Source organism: Aquiflexum sp. TKW24L, assembly GCF_023502205.1.
GTDB lineage: Bacteria > Bacteroidota > Bacteroidia > Cytophagales > Cyclobacteriaceae > Cognataquiflexum.
The window spans coordinates 64,571-80,396 of the sequence record NZ_JAMFLG010000001.1 but is presented as its reverse complement, the minus strand read 5'-3'; the positions used below and the strand labels follow the sequence as shown (position 1 = coordinate 80,396).

11 protein-coding genes are annotated in these 15,826 nt (G+C 41.5%); 4 read left to right on the top strand and 7 right to left on the bottom strand.

What is annotated here, in order from left to right; all coding sequences use genetic code 11:
* Position 1 precedes the first annotated feature (1 nt).
* From M3O96_RS00340 to recQ, 3 genes are all read right to left on the bottom strand, one after another.
* The gene (locus M3O96_RS00340; RefSeq protein ID WP_249717470.1) at positions 2-1,324 is read right to left on the bottom strand and encodes a PSP1 domain-containing protein; all 1,323 of its coding nucleotides are present in this window, start codon (positions 1,322-1,324) and stop codon (positions 2-4) included.
* A gap of 136 nt (positions 1,325-1,460) precedes the next feature.
* A complete protein-coding gene (purD, locus tag M3O96_RS00335; protein ID WP_249717467.1) occupies positions 1,461-2,759 on the bottom strand; it encodes a phosphoribosylamine--glycine ligase in 1,299 nt (432 codons plus the stop codon).
* 14 nt (positions 2,760-2,773) lie between these two features.
* The gene (recQ, locus tag M3O96_RS00330) at positions 2,774-4,951 is read right to left on the bottom strand and encodes a DNA helicase RecQ (RefSeq protein ID WP_249717464.1); all 2,178 of its coding nucleotides are present in this window, start codon (positions 4,949-4,951) and stop codon (positions 2,774-2,776) included.
* A gap of 102 nt (positions 4,952-5,053) precedes the next feature.
* Here recQ and M3O96_RS00325 point away from each other — a divergent pair, with 102 nt between their 5' ends.
* Genes M3O96_RS00325 through M3O96_RS00315 form a run of 3 tightly spaced genes read left to right on the top strand, consistent with a single transcriptional unit; the run spans position 5,054 to position 7,443 of the window.
* Entirely contained in the window at positions 5,054-6,022 is a 969-nt protein-coding gene (locus M3O96_RS00325) for a KpsF/GutQ family sugar-phosphate isomerase (protein WP_249717462.1), read from the top strand.
* A gap of 9 nt (positions 6,023-6,031) precedes the next feature.
* The gene (locus M3O96_RS00320; protein WP_249717459.1) at positions 6,032-7,105 is read left to right on the top strand and encodes a mannose-1-phosphate guanylyltransferase; all 1,074 of its coding nucleotides are present in this window, start codon (positions 6,032-6,034) and stop codon (positions 7,103-7,105) included.
* Positions 7,105-7,443, top strand: a complete 339-nt coding sequence (locus M3O96_RS00315) for a nucleotide pyrophosphohydrolase (protein ID WP_249717457.1) — start codon at positions 7,105-7,107, stop codon at positions 7,441-7,443. The genes M3O96_RS00320 and M3O96_RS00315 overlap by 1 nt, the downstream gene beginning before the upstream one ends.
* Before the next feature lie 124 nt (positions 7,444-7,567).
* Here the strand turns inward: M3O96_RS00315 and M3O96_RS00310 are convergent, their stop codons facing one another.
* Positions 7,568-8,776 (bottom strand): Gfo/Idh/MocA family protein, encoded by a 1,209-nt coding sequence (locus M3O96_RS00310; RefSeq protein ID WP_249717454.1) that lies wholly within the window; start codon positions 8,774-8,776, stop codon positions 7,568-7,570.
* Between the two features lie 261 nt (positions 8,777-9,037).
* Between M3O96_RS00310 and M3O96_RS00305 the strand changes: the two genes are divergently transcribed.
* Entirely contained in the window at positions 9,038-10,405 is a 1,368-nt protein-coding gene (locus M3O96_RS00305) for an exonuclease domain-containing protein (RefSeq protein WP_249717452.1), read from the top strand.
* A gap of 6 nt (positions 10,406-10,411) precedes the next feature.
* On the opposite strand, the gene M3O96_RS00300 is transcribed toward M3O96_RS00305, so the two are convergent.
* From M3O96_RS00300 to M3O96_RS00290, 3 genes are all read right to left on the bottom strand, one after another.
* A complete protein-coding gene (locus M3O96_RS00300; RefSeq protein WP_249717450.1) occupies positions 10,412-11,794 on the bottom strand; it encodes a glycoside hydrolase family 30 protein in 1,383 nt (460 codons plus the stop codon).
* A 93-nt stretch (positions 11,795-11,887) separates the two neighbouring features.
* Entirely contained in the window at positions 11,888-12,292 is a 405-nt protein-coding gene (locus M3O96_RS00295; protein WP_249717447.1) for a hypothetical protein, read from the bottom strand.
* A gap of 227 nt (positions 12,293-12,519) precedes the next feature.
* On the bottom strand, positions 12,520-15,762 hold the full coding sequence (locus tag M3O96_RS00290) for a S41 family peptidase (RefSeq protein ID WP_249717443.1): 3,243 nt from the start codon (positions 15,760-15,762) through the stop codon (positions 12,520-12,522).
* Positions 15,763-15,826 lie beyond the last annotated feature (64 nt).

Below are 15,826 nucleotides of genomic sequence, written 5' to 3'. Positions count from 1 at the left end.
ATTATTGCCCTGCGTTTTGATCTCCTTTATTTTGATCTCCTTTGTTCTTGGAATTGAACCTTCTTTTGTTGTTTTTCTTCTTCTTAGGAACTTGGTCAGGATTACCCTCTCTTGGAGTTTGTGGTCCCTTTTCTTGGTTTTCAACCGGTTTTGGTCTGTTCTCTACATTTTTCCTTGTAGGATTTTGCCTGTTTTGACCGGGTTTTTCAGAAGCCGGCTTATTGGGTCTGACTTCTGATTTTTGGTTACTTGGTCTTTCCTCCTTCAAAGATTCTTTAGCATCTGCCAGATTTTCTCCCGGATTTCTTGGTTTCTTTTTCTTCTTGGACTTCTTGGTTTTGCTGAATTTCTTATCAAGCGCATCAAGTTCCATATTGGATTTGTTAATCAAATCTTCCTGTTCCTTGCCATGATTTGTCTTGAGGTCATAAGGAGTCACTCCTTTTGAATTCAATTCAAGAATTTCAGAAACCCTTTCACAAGTGATCGAATGCCAGTTATTGTCATTGTTGTAGCTGAACCACATCAGCTTCCTGAAAATATCTGTTTTTTGAAGTTTTGCTGATCCTGCTTCAGTCTGCAAGGGTTTATCCACTTCAGGAATATCACTCAAAGCAGCCATATAGGTGTCGAGCTCATAGTTGAGGCAGCACTTCAGCCTTCCGCATTGTCCCGAAAGTTTTGTTGGATTAAGAGAAAGGTTTTGATACCTCGCTGCAGAAGTATTGACACTTTTAAAGTCATAAATCCAGGTGGAGCAGCATAACTCCCTGCCACAAACTCCAATTCCGCCAAGTCTACCTGCCTCTTGTCTAAGGCTTATCTGCCGCATTTCCACCCGGATTTTAAACTCCGAGGCTAGGGACTTGATCAATTCCCTGAAATCAACCCGGTCGTCGGCCGAATAATAGAATGTAGCTTTTGAATTGTCAGACTGAAACTCCACGTCAGAAAGTTTCATCTCCATTTTCATTTCATCTATGATCTGTTTTGCACGATAAAGAGTTGGGATTTCTCTGTTTTTGGCTTCTTCCCATTTCTCAAGGTCTTTTTGTGTTGCCACACGATAAATCCTAAGGATATTGTCGTCATCCCTGATTTTCCTCTTTTGCATCTGCAAACGAACAAGTTCACCCTGAAGTGAAACATATCCGATATGGTGACCATTTGGAACATCGACTACTACGGGATCACCGGTAGTGAGGGAAATGTGGTCTATGTTTCTATAATATTCTTTTCTTCCTCCTTTGAACTTGATTTCTGCGATATCAAATTTATCAACCGAAGGTATCCCCATATGGGTAAGCCAATCAAAGGAATTCATTTTATTGCAATCGCTTGTTCCACAGGTGCCGTTATTTTGGCAGCCTCCGCTAGAGCCGGAGGTGGTTGAGCAGCTAGTACATCCTGACATAATTTTATATATAATGGGAGAAAATTTCTCCTCGTGGTTTTGGGATTTATTTAATCAAATTTAACACATCCTGACCAATGTCCTTCCGGTAATAAATACCGTCCCAACAAACTTCGGCTACTCTTGAATACGCATTTTCCAATGCTGAGTCTATGTCTTTTCCTATTCCGGTTATGGCAAGTACCCTTCCGCCGTTGGTTAATATTTCCCCATACTCAGAAATTTTTGTTCCGGCATGGAATAAGATGGAATCCGAAATGTCACTTGGAAAATCAAGACCTTCTATTTTTTTTCCTTTTACATAATCACCGGGATATCCGCCTGCTACCAATACGACAGTTGTGCAGGTATATGATGCAATTTCCAAATCATAGGAGTCCAATTTTCCTGTTCCCATGGCATGTAGAAGATCCACAAAATCACTATTGATCCGTGGCAATACGGCTTCCGTTTCAGGATCTCCCATCCTGACATTGTATTCGATAACATAAGGCTCACCGCCGTCATTCATCAGCCCGATAAAAAGAAACCCAACATAGGGGATATTCTCTTCCTTCAAACCTTGAATGGTCGGCTTTACTATCCTGTCCTCAACTTTTTTGATAAAGTCCGCATCTGCAAAAGGTACAGGACTTACTGCGCCCATTCCGCCGGTGTTCAAACCTGTATCACCCTCTCCGATTCTTTTGTAGTCTTTGGCCTCGGGAAGGATTTTATAGTGGTTTCCATCTGTGGCCACAAAAACAGAAAGCTCAATTCCTTTCAAAAACTGCTCAATAACAACTTTGTCAGAAGCTTTTCCAAATTTGCTTTCAAGCAACATTTCTTTCAGGGAATCTTCCGCTTCTGTAAAACTTTGACATATCAGCACACCTTTTCCGGCAGCTAAGCCATCTGCTTTCAATACTATCGGAAGAGATTGTTGACGGATGAAGTCTATTCCTTCTTTGAATGTGTCCTTTGTGAAAGTCTCGTATGCCGCAGTAGGAACGTCATATTTCTGCATAAACTGCTTAGAAAAATCCTTGGATCCTTCCAATTGCGCACCGGCTTGAGATGGTCCAATCACAGGCAAACTATGAAGTGTAGGATGGTTACTGAAAAAATCAGTAACCCCTTTCACCAAAGGCTCTTCAGGTCCTACCACAATCATGTCTATCTGGTTTTCGGTTGAAAAATCAGCAAGTGCATTGAAATCAGTAGGAGATATGGAAATGTTTTTTGCAATAGAAGCGGTGCCCGCATTACCGGGTGCAACAAAAAGCTGCTTACAGTTTGGGCTGCTTACAATTTTCCATGCAAAAGCATGTTCTCTGCCTCCGCTACCTAATAATAATATATTCATTAATAAAATTCGTTTTAGTTGGCATGCTCTGAAATGAACTTGATCCTGTAGACACGGATTTCCTCTTCAGCGAAATCCTCCTCCTCAAGTTCTGCTAAAGCAGCTTTAATATTATCAGAATCAGCAGTCATGAAATAATCATGTAGAACGTCTTCACGTTCTTCGTCCATGATATTTTCAATGTAATAGTTGATGTTCAGTTTGGTTCCGCTATAGATAATCTGCTCTATTTCTCCAATCAATTCTGACATGGAAAGATTTAGGTTTTCTGCGATTTCGTCCAAATTCACCTTTCTGTCAACCTGTTGGATAATAGAAATTTTAACTTTGGATCGGTTACCGGCTGTTTTGACTACAACATCTGACGCTGTAATTATTTCATTTTCTTCCACATAATCCTCGATCAGCTTCAGGAAGGAGGCACCAAACTTAGTGACTTTCCCCATTCCGACCCCATTGATCTGTGCCAGTTCTTCCTTGTTTGTAGGATAAACAGTAGCCATTTCCTCTAAAGACGGGTCTTGAAAAATGACATAGGGTGGAAGCCCTTTGGATTTGGCTACTTTCTTTCGCTCAGCTTTTAGCAATTCAAAAAGCTTTTCATCATAAGCTTTTCCTCCTGCTGCGATCTCCTCGGCATTGGGGTCCACAATGACTTCATCAAAATCGAAATCTTTGCTTAAAACAACGGAATAAGGCCCCTCAAGGTAGTTTTCTCCTTTGGCAGTTATTTTGATAACTCCGTAGTTTTCGATGTCCTTGTCAAGGAATCCCAGAATCAGGGCTTGACGGACAACAGTTTTCCAAAGCTTTTCATCTTCGTCCTTTCCTTTTCCAAAAACAGAGATCTGATCATGGCCGTAGCTTGCGATATAATCGTCTTTTTCACCTCTGATTACTTTGACGATATGGGCTAAGTTAAATCTATTGTTGGTCTCTTTTACCGCGGATATTGCTGAAAGCAGGTAATCTATCCCTTCAAACTTTTCCTTTTGCTTCTTGCAGTTGTCACAATTGCCGCAGTCATAGTCCATCATTTCACCGAAATAATGTAACAAAACCCGCCTTCTGCACATCGTACTTTCCGAGTAGGCAGTCATCTCCTCTAGAAGGATTTTGGCATTTTCCCGTTCGGTTACAGGCTTGTCTTTGTTGAATTTTTCAAGCTTGACGATGTCATCATACTTATAAAACATCAGGCAATGTCCTTCGAGGCCATCCCTGCCGGCTCTACCTGTTTCTTGGTAGTATCCCTCCAGAGATTTGGGAACATCATAATGGATGACGTACCTGACATCCGGCTTGTCAATGCCCATTCCAAATGCAATGGTAGCTACGATAACGTCAGTCTCTTCATTGAGAAAATCATCTTGGTTTTTGATCCGTACATTCTGGTCAAGCCCGGCATGGTAAGGCGCAGCATTTATCCCGTTGACTTTCAGGAGTTCGGCTATTTCCTCGACTTTTTTACGGCTGAGGCAATAGATAATTCCTGATTTTCCTTTTTGGGATTTGATGTATTTGATGATCTGCTTTTTGGTTTCATTCTTCACTTTTGGCCGGACTTCATAATAGAGATTTGGCCTGTTGAATGAAGATTTGAAAATATCAGCTTCTTCCATCTGAAGGTTTCTCTGAATGTCCACCTGAACCTTTGGAGTGGCAGTAGCAGTCAAAGCAACGATTGGTAGGTGCGATCCGATCTGGGCGATGATCGTTTTGATTTTACGGTATTCCGGTCTGAAATCATGTCCCCATTCTGAAATACAATGTGCCTCATCAATGGCAACAAAGCTAAGCTTCGCCTCTTTGAGAAAAAGCATGTTTTCTTCCTTTGTCAAAGACTCCGGAGCCACATAGAGTAGCTTGGCTTTCCCCGACAGCACTTCTTTCTTTACCTTGTTTGTCTCGGATTTATTGAGGGTGGAATTGAGAAAATAGGCGTTGACACCAAATGCATTTAATTGGTCAACCTGATTTTTCATCAAGGCAATAAGGGGGGAGATGACGATGGCGGTGCCTTCACTGACTACGGCCGGAAACTGGTAACACAATGATTTACCGGCTCCTGTGGGCATGATGACGAAGGTGTTTTTTCCCTTCAATACGTTTTCCACAATAGCTTCTTGGGTTCCTCTGAACTGGTTGAAACCGAAAATGATTTTAAGTTTTTCTTTTGCGCTTTGATCCACAATTAATTGATATTACCATGGTACCCATATGGGTACAAATTAAAATTCTAAAGGATTTCTTTTATACCTTTGTTACAAATCTAATGAATAACAACAGCAGTTTTGAAGTTAACAAAAAATATTAAAAGTAGTGCCATCAAAGTGCTTCAAACAGAAGCAAATGCCATTCAAAACCTCGTAAATTATATAGATGAGGATTTTGTTGCCTGTATTGAGGCAATTTTGGAGTCAAAAGGAAGGGTAGTTATTACCGGGATCGGAAAAAGTGCGATCATAGCCAATAAAATCGTAGCGACGATGAATTCAACCGGAACTCCGGCTCTTTTTATGCATGCTGCTGATGCTATTCACGGAGACTTGGGTATGATCCAGAAAGAAGACTTTGTGATCTGTATTTCAAAAAGCGGGAATACGCCTGAAATAAAGGTTCTTGTTCCTTTATTAAAAAGGCTTGGATCAAAACTCATTGCCATGGTGAGCAATCTTGATAGTTATCTTGCACAAAATGCAGACTTTGTTCTGAAAGCAATAATAGCAGAGGAAGCATGTCCAAATAACCTTGCTCCAACTTCAAGTACTACTGCACAATTGGCTTTGGGCGACGCAATGGCAGTCTGTCTTTTGGAAGCCAGGGGTTTTACAAGTGAAGATTTTGCAAAATACCACCCGGGAGGTGCTTTGGGCAAACAGCTTTATCTAACTGTAGGTGATGTGGTTCCAAAAAACCAGGTTCCGGCAGTGGGAGAGAATGCGCCTTTGGCAGAAATAATCATGGAAATCAGCGGAAAAAGACTGGGGGCGACAGCTGTTTTAGATTCGGGGTCTAAGCTGATGGGCATCATCACTGATGGTGACCTGAGGAGGATGCTTCAAAGGATGACTGATATCTCCAAGGTAAGGGCACTCGATATCATGACCGTAAATCCAAAGAGCATTCAGGTCGAAGAATATGCCATCGTCGCACTAAATAAAATGAAGGAATTTAATATTACACAACTGGTGGCCTTGGATGGCGAAAAAGTGGCGGGATTTATCCATATTCATGATTTAATGAAAGAAGGAATAGTTTAACCAACTTTGATGGAAGATCGACCCTATATTGTGATTATGGCTGGTGGAATCGGTTCCCGGTTTTGGCCATATAGCAGAAACAACAGACCCAAACAATTTTTAGATATCCTTGGTACCGGAAGGACATTGTTACAGATGACTTACGACAGGTTTGTGATGATTTCTGACAAATCACAGTTTTTTGTAGTGACCAATTCCAAGTATGAAAATCTGGTTAAAGAACAGCTTCCTGAAATACCGGAAGACCAAATCCTTACTGAACCTCTGAGAAGAAATACGGCTACCTGCATCGCCTATGCGAGTTATAGGATTTTGAATAAAAACCCTGAGGCTAAAGTCATTGTGACTCCGGCCGATCATCTTATACTTCAAGAGAACAATTTTTTCCAAACTATTGAAATAGCCATTGCAGCAGCGGACACAGATGATAGGTTGATTACTCTTGGCATCAGACCTAACAGGCCTGAGACGGGTTACGGTTATATCCAATACATCAGCAACCAAGGGAATCCTGTCAAAAAAGTAAAGACCTTTACTGAAAAGCCCAATGCAAAATTGGCTTTGACATTTATGGAAAGCGGGGATTTCGTCTGGAATTCCGGGATGTTTGTTTGGAAGGTCAGTAGTATCATCAAGGCTTTTGAAAAATATATGCCTGATGTGGCTGAGGTTTTTGAAGAAGGTGTAACGCATTTTGCTCAGGAAAGTGAAGAAAACTTTATCAAGAAGGCCTATTCTTTGGTCAAAAACATCTCTATTGATTATGGTGTCATGGAGAAGGCCGATGAGGTTTATGTTGTTCTCGGGGACTTTGGATGGTCCGACCTTGGTTCATGGTCAAGTTTGCATGAAATTCATGACAAGGATGAAGAAAATAATGTTGTGGAAGCAAATGCCCTTCTTTATAATACCCAAAACTGCTTTATCAAAGTAAGCCCGCAGAAATTGGTGGTAATTGAAGGGTTAGACAAATACCTCATCAATGACTCAGAAAATGTCCTCATCATCTGCAAAATGGATGGGGATAAAAAATTCAGAGAATTTGTCAATGCAGCAAAAGCCAAAGGGGAGGATTTTGTCTGATGAATAAAGAAGTCACCATTTCGGAAGCCCAAAAATTAGTGGATGATTGGATCCAAACAGTCGGTGTTCGCTACTTTAATGAACTGACCAATACCGCGATATTGATGGAAGAAGTGGGGGAACTTGCCAGAATCATGGCAAGAAAGTACGGTGAACAATCCTTCAAAGAATCTGACAAAGATATCAACATGGCAGATGAAATGGCCGATATCCTTTGGGTCCTTATTTGCCTAGCCAATCAAACAGGTGTAGACCTGACAGAAGCGTTACAAAAGAACTTTGATAAAAAAAATATCAGAGACAAAGACAGGCATCAGGAGAATAAAAAATTGAGGTAACAATTTATAGAATTACGCTTCTTTGCCAGTGACTTAATTTCCGTTTCAATAGAGTAGGAAGACCGATGTAACGGACATATCATTATCCTGCCGTTAATTTTTACCATTTTATCTAATATAATTTTTACCCAAAATTATATTCAGGTTTCCAAAATTGCTTTTCTTCACCATAGATTGATTTATTTGCCAAAGCCACAGTAATGGCAGTTTTTGCACCATTAGAAACATTGGAATGTGGCAATTCCTTATTTACCAAACATCTATAAAAATCAGTAATTGCATAATATGATCCGTCTCTGATCGGTTCATCCAAAATTCTCAACCCTTTTTTATCATCTGCCCAAGCGAGTTTTGTGGCGCCGGACACCCCATCCACTGATTCCAATGCATCCCGAGTATCAGGTTCAGGATAGAATACCCCGTCATTGGTCAACAAAGACACCATTCCCTTATTTCCTTTTATCTTAAATGCATACCCATCGTACTGGTTGGCACAGGTAGCTCCAAAATTTCCGATCATACCCTCTTTTCCATACCGCAACATGACCTGGACATTGTCATACGTTTCTCTTCCATCTTTGAAAAAATCTATTCCCCCTGTTCCGACAATCTCTGTTGGGGAAGTTTCAAATGCCCAATTGATAAAATCAATCTGATGGGAAAGCAATTCGGCAGTCAGGCCACCGGAATATTCCCTGTACATCCTCCAATTGATTTGCCTTTCAAGTTCGGGTGAGGGTACCGATCTTCTCCAATCAGCATTTCGGTCCCATCTTGCATCTATCTGGGTAACCTTTCCCAACCAACCGTTTTGAATCAATTCTTTGACTTTGAAATATAGCGGTGAGTATCGGTATTGATGTCCAACCTGAATGACCTGATTCGGGTATTTCTTGGACAAGCTGTTCAATTCAATCGCCTGTTCAACAGAAAAGGTCATGGTCTTCTCCAAATAGAGATGCTTACCAGCATCCAATACGGCTTTAGCATGGTCAAAATGGAGATAAAGTGGGGTGGCAATCAGAATTACATCGATGTCTTTTTGATCCAAAAGTGATAAATAATCAGTGTGATACAGGACTTTGGAACCGAACGTTTCTCTGGCCTTTTGAAGTCTGAATGGGATGGTCTCACAAATACCTTTTACCTCAAACATGTCAGGAAGACTGCTCATTAATTGGCATAAACCTGATCCCCGGTCTCCGTAACCCAAAATGCCTATTGTAAAAGGTTTTACATGGGATTCAAGCGGGGAGCCTGAGTACAATGTACTTGGCAGCAAAGAGCCTGCGGATAAAATCGATCCCAATTTGACAAAATCTCTCCTTTTCAAAGTAGTAGTTGTTTAGATGAACCTGACTAGAAAAGTATAAAAAATTTTATGATTATCCGCTACTTTGAAATAAGCTCAAATTAGTGATTAAAGCTGCGGATAATCAGTCAATCGATCTGGGGTGGTAGGATGCATTCATTGGAATTGTATCATTCATTTTTTTAATATCCCCAAAAAATACCTGACAGTCTCTGACGGAATGAAAGAAAGAGAAATAAACAGAACAAAAAGTTCATTAATCTTGTCATGCAAATATATCCCATGCAATACGTCATCGTAGACATCGAAACAACAGGCGGTAATCCCACTCAAGGGGGAATTACCGAGATTGCGGCCATCCTGCATGACGGTGATCAGGTATTGGATAGGTTTCATTCTTTAATTGATCCACAAAGGATGATTCCGAATTTCATCACAGGATTGACCGGGATAGACAGCAATATGCTTGAGGGTGCGCCGACTTTTTCAGAGGTGGCTGAAGAGCTGCATGATTTCCTGAGAGGAAATGTTTTTGTGGCTCATAATGTCAATTTCGATTATTCATTTATCCGTGAAGCTTTGAAGCTTGCAGGGATAGAGTACAATGCCCCCAAGTTATGTACTGTCAGATTAAGCCGAAAAGTGTTTCCAGGATTTCGATCTTATAGCCTAGGAAGGATTTGTGAGCACCTTTCCATTTCGATCAAAGAAAGGCATAGGGCCATGGGAGATGCTGAGGCAACTGTGGAGTTGTTTGACAGGATTATCAAGAGCAGTCCGGATGTCATTTTCCAAACCTTAAAAAAGAGCAGCGGGGAGAGCTTTCTGCCTCCACATATTTCCAAAGAGCGCTTTTTGGAGATTCCTGAAGGTACAGGGATTTACTATTTTCATGGCAAAAACGGTCAGGTAATTTATGTAGGCAAGGCCAATGATATCCGAAGCAGGTTCAAAGGCCATTTCTCATCTAGCTCCAAAGACAAAATGCGGCTTTACAATGAAATCCATGATATCAGTTGGGAATTGACCGGGAATGAGTTTTTGGCATTTTTACTTGAATCATTGGAAATCAAACGTTTATGGCCAAAATTTAATAAAGCACTTAAATACAATTCTTTGAATTGGGGTTTGTACCAATATGAGGATGGGCAAGGATATTTAAGGTTTCAGGTGGGAAAGAATTCGGCAAATCTTAAACCGCTGCTTGAATTTGAATTTCATTCGGAAGGGTGGAAGTATCTGATGGATCAGGTAGAAGTTTATCAGCTTTGCCCAAAACTATCGGGCTTGCATAAAACTGTCGGTGCCTGCTATGATTTTCAGATTCACAAATGTAAGGGTGCATGTTGTAACCACGAATCACCGGAAGATTATAATCAACGCGTTCTTCAGTTTATGGATTCCATTGTCGAACAAGATGGAGCAGTGATGATCAAACAAATGGGAATCTATCCCAATGAGACAGCTTTTCTTTATTTTGAAAAGGGTGTTTTTGCTGCCTATGGATTTCTAAATAAAGAAGATGCTTTTACGGATGAAACCGAGATCCTACAGAATCTCAAAAAGGTCAAGCACCTTCCTGAAACCAAATATATTTTACGGTCTTTTTTACCTAAGATCTCCCTAAATCAGATTTTGGTGGTAAAATAATGCCATTTACCATAGCAGAGTAGCTACAGCGCCTGCTTCCAAAGTCATATCTCCAGACCATTCTTTGTTCTTGATGTAGAAAGATTTGGCTTCTTTTGACTCATTCAATATCAGTAAGACTATCTTTCCATCAGGTCTTTTGAAGGCAACATTAGGTAACCCTTCCGGTTCACTGCTATCGATCCTAATAGATCCGGGCAACACATATTTGGATGCATGGGCAATCACATAATAAGCCGGATTCCGCAAAACATTATCGATTTTGATCGTAATCGCGCCTAGGCATTGGTCACATCCGCCACGGTCGGTGTGGGGTTTGAGATCCGGTGCAGAGCTCAAATTCCACTCTAATACAGTTTTGGCCCAGTTTCTCGTCGCACCAATGGTCAGGTTTTTGGTATGCCAAGTAAGGTCACCAGCAAGGTTTCCCGGTGATCCAACCCATTGCTCAGTGAAATACAGGTTTTTGTCAGGATGGGCTCTATGAACTTCTGATAAAGCCTCTATCTTACCCCCATAAAGGTGAAATGCCGATCCGTCGATGTACTTTTTAGCTTCGGGATCATCCAAGATACTGATCGGATAATCAGGTCTGTCTGCATTGTGATCATAAATGATGATTTTGGTATTGATTTGATCAGATTCAAAAAAAGGACCCAAATGGTATTTAATGAAATCTCTTTGCTCCTCAGCAAGCATCAGAAGGCTAGGGTTATTTCCGGGATGCAAAGGTTCATTCTGGATGGTAAGGGCATCTATTGTAAACCCTTCGTCTGCCATCTGTTGGATGTACCTGACCAAATACAAAGCATATCGGTCATAATATTCCGGTAGTAATTTTCCACCACGGGTGTCTTTATTGTCCTTCATCCAAGCAGGGGGAGACCATGGCGAGGCCATCAATTTGATATCAGGATTGATGCCCATAATTTCTTTTAAGATAGGAACTACATCATTTCTATCTGGTCCTAGGTCAAACTGCAAAAGCAAGGTGTCTTTTTCTGCTTCCTCCACATCATGGTAGGAAAAGGGATACTCGTTTAGATCAGATGCAGCCACTGACAACCTGAGGTAACTGACTCCGATACTGTTTTCTTCATTTCCAAAAAGCTCAGTTAGAATTTCTTTCCTCGCAGTTGGATTCATCCCCAATAGATGCTTTGCACTTCCTTGGGAAAGGGTAAAGCCGAATCCATCCATCACTTGATAAGTCAGGGTTTCATCGATGTTGATTGTGGGGTCTTCAGGAGAAGATTTGGAAAAAATTACCGGAAGCTGCTTTTCAAATAGGATGCTGTTTTTGGGATCTGTCAAACGAAACTCAGCTTCAATTTTTGGTTGGTTGCAACCAAATAGCAGCAATATTATAAAATAGGGAATTAGCTTCATAGGTGGGTTTAAATAAGAAAGCCGTGAAATTTACAAGAAATTTCACGGCTTTGAAAATGTAAGTCCTTCTTTGGAAAAAAGGTTTTTAAGAATCTAGAAAAGCAATGAAGCCAATCCTAATTTACTTTTAAATGGTTTGACCAAGCCGTTAATTTTTTTGGTGTATTTTCCCAATAAATCATTACCCAAAAGTCCGGTTAAGAACTTCTGTCTCTCACCACCCAAATTATTTAGAAGGCCTTTTTTTGCATCATCTGTTCCGGTACCGCCAAGTATTTTGAATATCTCATCGGCAAAACCTTTGTTGTTGGTTTTTAATTTTGACGTTTGATCAGCACTCAGTCCAAGTCCCTGCACATTGTCCAAAGCTCCAAGCAATTGTTTTTTAAGGTCTGCGGTCGGCACTTCCACTTTAGGCGTTTTGATTGCCTGTGCTTCTGCATTAAAAGAGAATAATGCCATGATCAAAATGGCGAAAAGAAAGATTGATTTTTTCATAATGGTTTTTTCTTTAAAGGTAAAAAGATTGAGGGTAAATATTTTGTTTTTATATAAAAATTTACCGTTTTGATCTATTTCTATCAATATCCTGCAATTTAATCCATCAATTAGGACAAATACATTTATTTTATTCTTTTTAAAGTTTCAATGATTCGATGGGTTATTAACCAGCTTTTTGTGGTATTTCACTGAAATTTAATTTTAAATTTTTCATCTCCGAAGGATTAATTTTTCTTTTGTGGCCTTGCATATCGGACGGGAGCATTTGGTTCAGGTTTCAATTCCACACCTTCGGTTTCGAGGAGCTTCAAAGCTTCTTTTACAGCCCGCTCAAGTTGTGGATCATTTCCTTGGATGACTTCTTTTGGTGTTTGTTCTACAGCAATATCCGGAGAAATTCCAACACCCTCTACTGCCCACTCGCCATTGACATCGAAAAACCCGCCCCTTGGAGCAACCATTCGGCCGCCATCTATAAAGGGAGGCGTATCCCAAGTACCGACCAATCCTCCCCATGTCTTGGTTCCGATCAGGGGCCCAATCTCCATTTTATTGAAGAGGTAGGGGAGAAGGTCTCCTCCAGAACCGGCCCTTTCATTGATCAACATCACTTTTGGACCCCAGATCCCTGCCATTGGTGTGGTAAATGGTCTTCTGTCACCGGCACGGCTATTGAAATACCCGTGAAGCTCGCGTGCCATGATGTCCACCATATAATCTGCTGCGGAGCCTCCGCCATTGTTCCTTTCGTCAATCACGGCCCCTTTTTTATCCTGCTGCGAAAAATAATAGCGGTTGAAATAGGTGTAACCGGGATTTCCGGTATTGGGTACATAGACATAAGCCAATTTGCCGCCGGACAATTCATTCACTTTCCTTCTGTTGCTTTCTACCCAATTCATCATCCTTAGCTGCGTTTCATTTTCGATCGGAACGACTGTAACTAACCTAGATCCGTCCAAACCCGGTTTACCATTTACCCTGATCTTGATTTGCCTGTTTGCTGTTCCTTCAAAGTATTTGTAAAGATTTTCTGATGTGGTGATTTCAATACCATTTACTTCTAGGAGATAATCTCCCTCTTTGACATCAATTCCCGGAATAGCAAGTGGGGCTTTCAGGTTTGGGTTCCAGCTTTCTGCATTATAGATTTTGGAGATTCTATATTTTCCTTGGTTGACCTCGTAGTCAGCCCCCAGCAATCCGATGTTCACCGATTTGACATCAGGAAAATCACCGCCCGATGTGTAGCTGTGACCCACAGCGACCTCCCCGCCAAGAATATCCACGATGTAATTCAGATCGCTTCGGTGCTTGACATGTGAAACCCAGGGTTTGTACCAATTGTAAATGTCATTCCAAGGTGCGCCATGCACATTGTCGACATAGAGAAAATCACGCTGATATCTCCATCCTTCTTTGTAAATCTGTTCCCATTCTTCCTTTGGGTTGATTTTAATTTTGAAATTGGCTAATGCCTTCAGATTTCCATCTCCTACTTTTTTGGGACCGCCATTGCTGTCCACGATTCCCCAATTTCCATTTGCCTGATAGAGCAATGATTTTCTGTCAGCTGAGGCCGTGGCAAAGCTGATTCCTGCAAGGAAAACTTCAGCCTTACTTTCTTTGATATTATATCGGTGCAAAGTCAGCCCTTGTTGGTTTGGGACGGATTCGGTATAAAACAAAAAGTTTTCGGGCCCCTTGACCAAGCCGGTAAAATCCCTTGCCGGAATATCCACAGCAATTATTCTATTCCATAATCCATCTTCATCTATGATTATGGGTTTGGTTTCTGTTTTCTTTTCTGGTTCCTTTTTCTCTGTTTCCTTTGGTTTCTCCTCATCACTTTCTGGTAGTAGGGGTGATTTCCCGTTTTTGTTTAGAACTGCCAGGTATAAACTTCTGGTCGTGGGTCTTTCATAAGAACTCATGTCCAGCCAACCTGAATTTAACCCAAAGTTGGTACTTGCCAGGAAATACAGGTAATCTCCATTGGCATCCCAAACCGGGCTGATGGCGTCCGCCAAACCGTCGGTCACTTGGACCTTTTTGCCAGATTCAATTTGGTAAGCGAATATTGCTTTGAATTGATTATCCAAAAGTCTTGCATAGGCTACCCATTTGGAATCGGGAGACCATACAGGATTTAAGCTTCTGTTGGGATGTGCAAATCGTTCTGTGTCGGCGATTTTAGCTTCACCTGTGGCCACATTGACTATCCAAAGGTTATAATCTGTGTCCGTGAACGCAATATTTTTTCCGTCCGGAGCCCATTCCGGTCTGAAATAAAAGGATTTGTTGGGAAGGGCGATTGCTTTTGGTTTCGATAGCCCTTCCTGATCTCCGATCATGAGTTGGTATTCACCTGAAGCATCCGAAAACCATGCAATCTGCTGTCCATCCGCCGACCAAACGGGTGAGCGGTCAGCAATGCCCGATGTTTTGGTCAGGTTGCGGGCATCACCTTTTTCCTTTGGCACCGTGATGATTTCTCCTCTGTATTCAAAAATTGCCCTTTGGCCTGTAGGAGACAGGGAAGCATTGGTGAGGCTTCTGCCATTGACTTCCTGCCATCTTTCTCTTGCCCAATGAAAATCCCCGTTGACATTGATCGCCAATTGCGTTGAAGCCCCTGTTGCCGGATTGAGGATATGGAGATAACCGCCTTGCTCATAAACTACATCAGTACCGTTGGAATCATGGTTTTTGATGTCAAAATCAGTATGGAATGTTTCCTGCTTTAATGTTTCCGACTTTGGGTCAAAAGACCAGATGTTGTTGGCAAAATCTCTTTCTGACAAGAAAAAAACCTTGTCTCCGTTCCAAATGGGTTGGGTATGCCGCTCGTTGTCCATTTGTGGAGTCAATTTGAGCGCATGGCTTTTCATGTCCACGATCCAGATCGGCTTGGCCTGACCACCACGGTAATTTCTCCATTCTGGATCCCAAAATGCGATTTGTTGGTATGCAATTGATTTTCCATCCGGAGAAATCCTGCCGTTGACAGCCCTCGGGATATCCAATGGTTCTTCCATGCCACCGTCCTTGGAAACTTTAAAAAACTTGGATTCTTGGGTTGGTACACCGACTCTCGCCGAATTGAAAAGTACCTCCTTGCCGTCAGGAGTCCAACCTGTGACCAAGTCGGCACCAGGATGCCAAGTCAGCCGTTTTGGTTCTCCACCTTCTACAGGGATTACATAGACATCTGTGTTGCCGTCGTACTGACCCGTAAAGGCAATGGTTTTGCCATCGGGAGAAAATCTTGGCAATGTTTCCGCCCCTTCATTGCTGGTAAGCCTAACTGCAGCTCCACCGGATTTGGATACCCTCCAAAGGTCATTGGCATGGACAAATACGATATGTTCTTGGCTGATGGTAGGTTCCCGAAGCAATCTTGTGCCTTGGGCATGCGCAAATTGGGTGGTTATCAATAGCACAAAGAGAAAAGAGATTTTTTTCATAGCATATTTGGGAGTGAATAAGTTTTAAATTTAAATAAATGGGGACATTTCGTAAAACCGTTCA

Bases quoted from the DNA above. Each gene is read 5' to 3' on its own strand.
- purD (WP_249717467.1), bottom strand. From the start codon at position 2,759: ATGAATATATTATTATTAGGTAGCGGAGGCAGAGAACATGCTTTTGCA.
- M3O96_RS00290 (WP_249717443.1), bottom strand. From the start codon at position 15,762: ATGAAAAAAATCTCTTTTCTCTTTGTGCTATTGATAACCACCCAATTT.
- M3O96_RS00340 (WP_249717470.1), bottom strand. From the start codon at position 1,324: ATGAATTCCTTTGATTGGCTTACCCATATGGGGATACCTTCGGTTGAT.
- M3O96_RS00315 (WP_249717457.1), top strand. From the start codon at position 7,105: ATGAATAAAGAAGTCACCATTTCGGAAGCCCAAAAATTAGTGGATGAT.
- M3O96_RS00320 (WP_249717459.1), top strand. From the start codon at position 6,032: ATGGAAGATCGACCCTATATTGTGATTATGGCTGGTGGAATCGGTTCC.
- M3O96_RS00295 (WP_249717447.1), bottom strand. From the start codon at position 12,292: ATGAAAAAATCAATCTTTCTTTTCGCCATTTTGATCATGGCATTATTC.
- M3O96_RS00305 (WP_249717452.1), top strand. From the start codon at position 9,038: ATGCAATACGTCATCGTAGACATCGAAACAACAGGCGGTAATCCCACT.
- M3O96_RS00300 (WP_249717450.1), bottom strand. From the start codon at position 11,794: ATGAAGCTAATTCCCTATTTTATAATATTGCTGCTATTTGGTTGCAAC.